7 protein-coding genes are annotated in these 5,334 nt (G+C 63.9%); 1 reads left to right on the forward strand and 6 read right to left on the reverse strand.

The genetic code is table 11. The annotated features are described in order from the left end of the window. Nucleotides 1–82: 82 nt before the first annotated feature. Nucleotides 83–1,354, forward strand: coding sequence for a type IV secretory system conjugative DNA transfer family protein (locus SPHME3_RS0119755; protein WP_330981724.1), 1,272 nt, complete (start codon nucleotides 83–85; stop codon nucleotides 1,352–1,354). A gap of 526 nt (nucleotides 1,355–1,880) precedes the next feature. Here SPHME3_RS0119755 and SPHME3_RS0119760 read toward each other — a convergent pair. From SPHME3_RS0119760 to SPHME3_RS21655, 6 genes are all read right to left on the reverse strand, one after another. After that, on the reverse strand, nucleotides 1,881–2,834 hold the full coding sequence (locus tag SPHME3_RS0119760; RefSeq protein ID WP_018251363.1) for a replication initiator protein A: 954 nt from the start codon (nucleotides 2,832–2,834) through the stop codon (nucleotides 1,881–1,883). 54 nt (nucleotides 2,835–2,888) lie between these two features. After that, nucleotides 2,889–3,185 (reverse strand): ribbon-helix-helix domain-containing protein, encoded by a 297-nt coding sequence (locus tag SPHME3_RS0119765; RefSeq protein WP_126002747.1) that lies wholly within the window; start codon nucleotides 3,183–3,185, stop codon nucleotides 2,889–2,891. Between the two features lie 2 nt (nucleotides 3,186–3,187). Continuing rightward, the gene (locus SPHME3_RS0119770) at nucleotides 3,188–3,835 is read right to left on the reverse strand and encodes a ParA family protein (protein WP_018251365.1); all 648 of its coding nucleotides are present in this window, start codon (nucleotides 3,833–3,835) and stop codon (nucleotides 3,188–3,190) included. Between the two features lie 44 nt (nucleotides 3,836–3,879). Beyond that, entirely contained in the window at nucleotides 3,880–4,521 is a 642-nt protein-coding gene (locus SPHME3_RS0119775; RefSeq protein ID WP_018251366.1) for a histidine phosphatase family protein, read from the reverse strand. Beyond that, on the reverse strand, nucleotides 4,518–5,135 hold the full coding sequence (locus SPHME3_RS0119780; protein WP_018251367.1) for a recombinase family protein: 618 nt from the start codon (nucleotides 5,133–5,135) through the stop codon (nucleotides 4,518–4,520). The genes SPHME3_RS0119775 and SPHME3_RS0119780 overlap by 4 nt, the downstream gene beginning before the upstream one ends. Continuing rightward, nucleotides 5,136–5,334, reverse strand: a 199-nt coding sequence (locus tag SPHME3_RS21655) for a hypothetical protein (RefSeq protein WP_231376791.1), incomplete at its 5' end; no start/stop codon positions are given.

Consider the following 5,334-nt stretch of genomic DNA (forward strand, 5'->3'; position numbering starts at 1 on the left):
CACGAAACTTAATATACTTTGCGGCAACGCTCAGGCTTTTGTTGACCATTTGTTCCGACTGCCGCTGTCCATATGACAAACCTTGAGGTGCCCCCTGCTGCGCTACGACGGACCCGCCCATCTGCTGACGATGGCCCCTACCCGCTCAGGGAAAGGCGTCGGCACGATCATCCCCAACCTGCTCACGCTGGACCGCTCGGTGGTCTGCATCGACCCCAAGGGCGAGAATGCCCGCGTCACAGCCCGTGCGAGGGCCGCCAAGGGCGATGTGTGGTGCCTGGACCCCTTCGGCGTCTCGGGGCGCCCCACGGCCCGCTACAACCCTCTGGCGTGGCTTGATCCGACCAGCCCCGACTTGGCGGAGGATGCACAGACGATCGCCGATGCGCTGGTCCATGACGCACCGGGGCAATCGGGCGAGGCACACTGGAACGAGGAAGCCAAGGCGCTGATCGCCGGCGTGATCCTGCACACCGTCGTCCACGAGCCCCCTGCCCGCGTCACGCTGGCGACCGTGCGCGACAAGCTCACCCGCGATCCCGCCGGCTTCGCCACGCTGCTCGCCGACATGCAGGCCAGCACCAGCGCCGGCGGCCTCATCGCGCGCGCCGCCAATCGCCAGCTCGGCAAGTCGAACCGGGAGGCTGCGGGCGTGCTCTCCTCGGCGCAGCGCCACACCCACTTCATGGACAGCCCGCGCCTGGTGGACAGCACCTCGGCATCCGACTTCCGGTTCGCGGACCTGAAGGAGCGGCCGGGCACCGTGTTCCTGTGCCTCCCGCCCGATCGGCTCGACACCTATGCGCGCTGGCTGCGGCTGCTGGTCGGGCAGGCCGTCACCGACATGGCGCGATCCCCTGCCCGCCCGGCAAGCCCGGTGCTGTTCCTGCTCGATGAGTTCGCAGCCCTCGGCCGACTGGAGCCGGTGGAACGTGCGATGGGGCTGATGGCGGGTTATGGCCTCCAGCTCTGGCCGATCCTTCAGGACATGCACCAGCTCCGCGCGCTCTATGGCGAACGCGCCGGCACCTTCCTGTCCAATGCCGGCGTGGTCCAGACATTCGGGGTCAACGATCATGCGACGGCCGACATGCTCTCGCGCACGATCGGCGACACCACGATCGAATATGAGACCGCCAGCACGTCACAGAAAACGAGCTGGTTCGACAGCCCGGACCATTCCACCAGCGTCAGCGGCCACGTCGCCGCGCGCAGGCTGGTGACACCGGACGAAATCATGCGGATGCCCGCCGACACCCTTCTGCTGCTGCGGCAGGGCGAACGCCCGCTCTGGGCGAAGAAAATCCGCTATTACGATCAGCGCGAGTTCGCCCGCCTGTTCGATCCGGCGTGATCGTACACACCGGCAAGGTGCAACGGTGAGCTTTGGGATATCGCCTGACCTGCCCTGTCCGCCGGGCCTAACGCTGACAGGCACACACCGCCCGATCCGCTTTGCTTCTCCTGGAAGCCTGCGGCCGATAGGCCGCCCTTGTGACGGCGATAGCCGGCACGAAACAAAGGCGCATTGGCCCGTAGGGTCAATTCCGCAATGTCTTCGAGCTATCCGGGTGCGGAGTGCTGGTGGGTTAAGAGATTCTGTTAAATAGGAATCGTTAAGAAGGTTAAGGCTGGAAAATGGGCCAAAAAACCCACGTTTCCTGCGGCCTTCCGGGAACCCCCGGTGTGTGATCCCACGTGATTCGGTGTGTGATCCCACGATAGTAGGGTGTGTGATCCCACGACGCTTCGGTGTGTGATCCCACGACAATTTAAGTTCGATCTAGACTGTGAATACGGCTGCCTGACTATGTGTGGAGCGCCAGCTTGGAGCGCCTATGAGTTTCCTCGTGGCACCCCGGTGTGTGAAACCACGATAGTCAGCGCCCGCGAGCGAGCTTGTCCATAAGATCGTCCACCTCGGCCGCGCGGCGTCGATCGGCTTCGACTCGGCTCCGCCGCTCTTGCTCGGCCTCCAACCTAGCGGCCAGCGCCAGTGCCTCGGCTTCGCCGCGTAGGCGGAACAACACGGCAGGGCTGCCGTCTGCCGTGGCTGCCATCTCCATAGTGTAATCGGGAAGCTGGTCGGCCTCCACGACTTTGCGAAGCATCCTGTTGAACTCCTTGGGCTTGCTGTCGCTGCCGGTTTTGTCGCGCAGCACCTCCACCCGGCACGTCCACCCACCCTTTTGGTTGCCGGCATGTTTGCGTGCGATGCGGTACAAGGCGCGCTCTAGCCCGCCAGTCAGCAGGAAATAGTCCTGGTGCATGGTGAGCAGCGACCGCTCTCCCATGATGCCCTCATAGACCCAGTCCGATAGGGTGATTGTCATGCCCCGGGGCTGATCCGTGTCGGGGTCCACCTCCAGCGTCCACTTGTCGAGCCAATTGAAGCCGGCCTTGGTGCGCCGCTTCGGCGCACGGATAGACGTCGATATGGAGGTCGTCTGAAGCCGCTGGAGCGCGGCTTGCAACTCCTGATAGGCCCGGCCGCTAGTGTCGCGCTTGATCGCCCTTAGCAGGTCATAGGACGTGGTTCTAAGCGTCCGCGGAAGATCGTTGACCCCCTGCTCCCGCATCCGGTTGAGTGTCGAGGCTGCCCATATGAGAATATCGGCGTCCCATATCGTCGCCATGCCATATGCCGGGATCGCCTCGATCTTCACCCACGTTTCGCCATCCGGACTGCTATATTCGATCGGCTTCACCCGCTTGCGCTTCTGAAGCGAGAAGAACGGCCGCTCCATCGTCTCCCGCTGGTCCTTCAGCGGAAGATCGCCCATCAGCGGGATAAACAGGTCGAACTCAGGATTAGGGTTCGGGCGTTTGGTCATGCAGCATCAATCCTGCCATCCTGCACACTTGGGGATGTGCAGGTGTGCACACTATCACGCACGGCCAAATTGCCGATCAGCATCGTACTTGGCGACCAGTTCGCTGATCGCTTCGGCGAGAAGGTCCTGATGGCTGCGCCTCGTTCGTGCCGCCAAGACCCGGAAGGCCTCGGCCGTGGGGTCCGCCGGGTCGAAATAGGCACCGAGATGGTATTTGCCTGGCCGCTTCCCGCTCGATCGGGCGCTGCTCGCCGACGACACCGGAGTTGCGATCGGCGAATTATCCGCCTCTGCCTCGCGACGGGTTTGTGGCGCCACTGCCGGGGCCAACAGAGATGTCCGCTTCGCCATGTTCAAGCCTTCACGTTTGCAGGTGTGCAATTTATCAAATCATCAAGGAGGTGCTTCTGCAAGGCTGCAACCTCTTGGGCAGCCTTGCCTTTTGGCTCATGCTCGATGACGCCCAACCCGTAGGGCCAAGCTGCACGATAGGCGCTACGCTCTCGTAGAACGGTGCGCGCAACCCGGAGGCCGGTCGCTTCGGCAAGTGTCCGCGCGTCGTCCAGCAATGTGGACGCAGTTGGGGGAGCGGCGTTCAGCACAACAACGCCTGCCCGCCCGGTGCTGGTGATGAGTTGGGCAGTCCGCTTGATCGCATCCAGGTCGATAAGCGAGGGACGGCAAGGGATCACCACGAGGTCCGCGCGCTGGGCTGCGGCTGCGGCTTCCGCACCGGCAGCCGGTGGCGTGTCGATGATGGTCAGAGCAAACCCGTTTGCTTCGGCAGCATCTATCGCTTGGTCGAGCCGGCGCGCGCTGATCGGCTCCACATGGGGCAGCTCGGCCTCACGCCGTTCGCTCCACGCCGTTGCGCTTTCCTGCGGATCAAGGTCAAACAGCGCCGTCCTGATCCCGGCCGCCTGAGCGGCGACCGCAAGATTTACTGCCAGCGTCGTTTTACCGACTCCGCCCTTTTGCGCTGCAAGTGTGATAATCTGCACGTGTGCACACCTTCATTTCTGATACTGTGACGTTATGCACAATATCAGAATGGCACAACCCTGCTGTGACTCGCGCCCGGTGGTTCGTGGCTCCAACCTGCATCCGATAATGCGAAGTGCACCAGCTCCGCGTTGCCGATCGCAGGCGGCTCACCCTTTCGCCAGAAGCCCAGCATCTTGCCACGATCGTCCAGCGTGCTTTCTGTCACGACCGCACGCACCGCCTGGATGAACTGCCCGTGGCTGAACACATAGGCGAGGCCGGGGGAGGGCAGGGCGGCAAGCCGTGCCAGCACCGCTTCAGCACGGCGAAGCAATGCCCCGAAGCTCTCCGCACCCTCCCCGTCGCAATAGGCGGGATCGGCGTCGGTCCAGTACCGCTCCAGATGGGGCATTCGCTCGCTGCTGCGTGTGCCGTTCCACTGGGAGGGCTGGAGATAGGTAAACTCCTCGATCGGCCACACCTCCACCGGGACGACCGGAAAGCGCTGGATCGTCGCCTCGGCCGTCTGACGGGTGCGAAGATAGGGAGAGGTCACGATCAGGCTGGGCGTCTCGGTCCAAGCCCGCGCTACCTCCCGCGCCTGACGCCATCCCAGCTCGGTCAGCTCGATGGATGCGAGGTCATGGCAGGGCACGCCGGCGTTGCCGGTGCTCTGCCCGTGACGGATGAATACGGCCCTCATGCCGCCGCCTCCTTGTCCGCCAGCTCCCGCAATCCCTTGTAGAGCGTCGTGCGGCTCACGCCGTACCTTTCGGCTACGGCTGTCACGGTCGCGTCGGGGTCGGTCAACAGCAACCGGGCTTCGCGGAGCTGCCGGGAGGTGAGGGCAGGGGGGCGCCCGCCCATGCGTCCGCGGGCGCGCCCTGCCGCCAGACCGGCACGGGTACGTTCGCCGATAAGGTGGCGCTCGAAGTCAGCGAGGCTGGCGAAGATATTGAACACCAACTTGCCTGATGCCGTGGTCGTGTCGATCGCCTCGGTGACGCTCTCAAACGCGATGCCGCGGCTTGCCAGCTCGTTCACTGTCGCGATCAGGTCCGGGAGCGATCGGCCAAGCCGGTCGAGCCGCCACACCACCAGCGTGTCGCCGGCACGCAAGGCCTTCATCGCCTGCGCCAGCTCGGGCCGGTCGGCGTGCTTGCCGGATGCGTGCTCCGAATAGATCGGCTCGCATCCCTTGGCGCGCAGCACGTCAAGTTGCGGAGCGAGGTCCTGGTCGGCGGTGGACACGCGCGCATATCCGATCCGACGTGTGCCAGCCTGGCCGGGCAGGGGGGTGGCAGCCATGTTCAACATTCAACCTGCGACAGGGGTTTTCTGATCGCAGTTTTTCGCACGGGTTATTGAACAATTCAATGCCGCGAAACGCCAGCTTTCCTGCTGCTGCCGATGGTGTGCATCAAACGGCCGGGGCTGTTGAAAAATGCGCCGCTGGTGGCCGGGTCCGGTTGGGGGCGGAATGACACCCCAACGCATAGCGATCCCGTCTCGCATG

The sequence above is a fragment of the Sphingomonas melonis DAPP-PG 224 genome (assembly GCF_000379045.1).
GTDB lineage: Bacteria > Pseudomonadota > Alphaproteobacteria > Sphingomonadales > Sphingomonadaceae > Sphingomonas > Sphingomonas aquatilis.

Coding starts and splice junctions, on each gene's coding strand:
- SPHME3_RS0119760 (WP_018251363.1), bottom strand. CDS start 2,834: ATGACCAAACGCCCGAACCCTAATCCTGAGTTCGACCTGTTTATCCCG.
- SPHME3_RS0119765 (WP_126002747.1), bottom strand. CDS start 3,185: ATGGCGAAGCGGACATCTCTGTTGGCCCCGGCAGTGGCGCCACAAACC.
- SPHME3_RS0119775 (WP_018251366.1), bottom strand. CDS start 4,521: ATGAGGGCCGTATTCATCCGTCACGGGCAGAGCACCGGCAACGCCGGC.
- SPHME3_RS0119780 (WP_018251367.1), bottom strand. CDS start 5,135: ATGTTGAACATGGCTGCCACCCCCCTGCCCGGCCAGGCTGGCACACGT.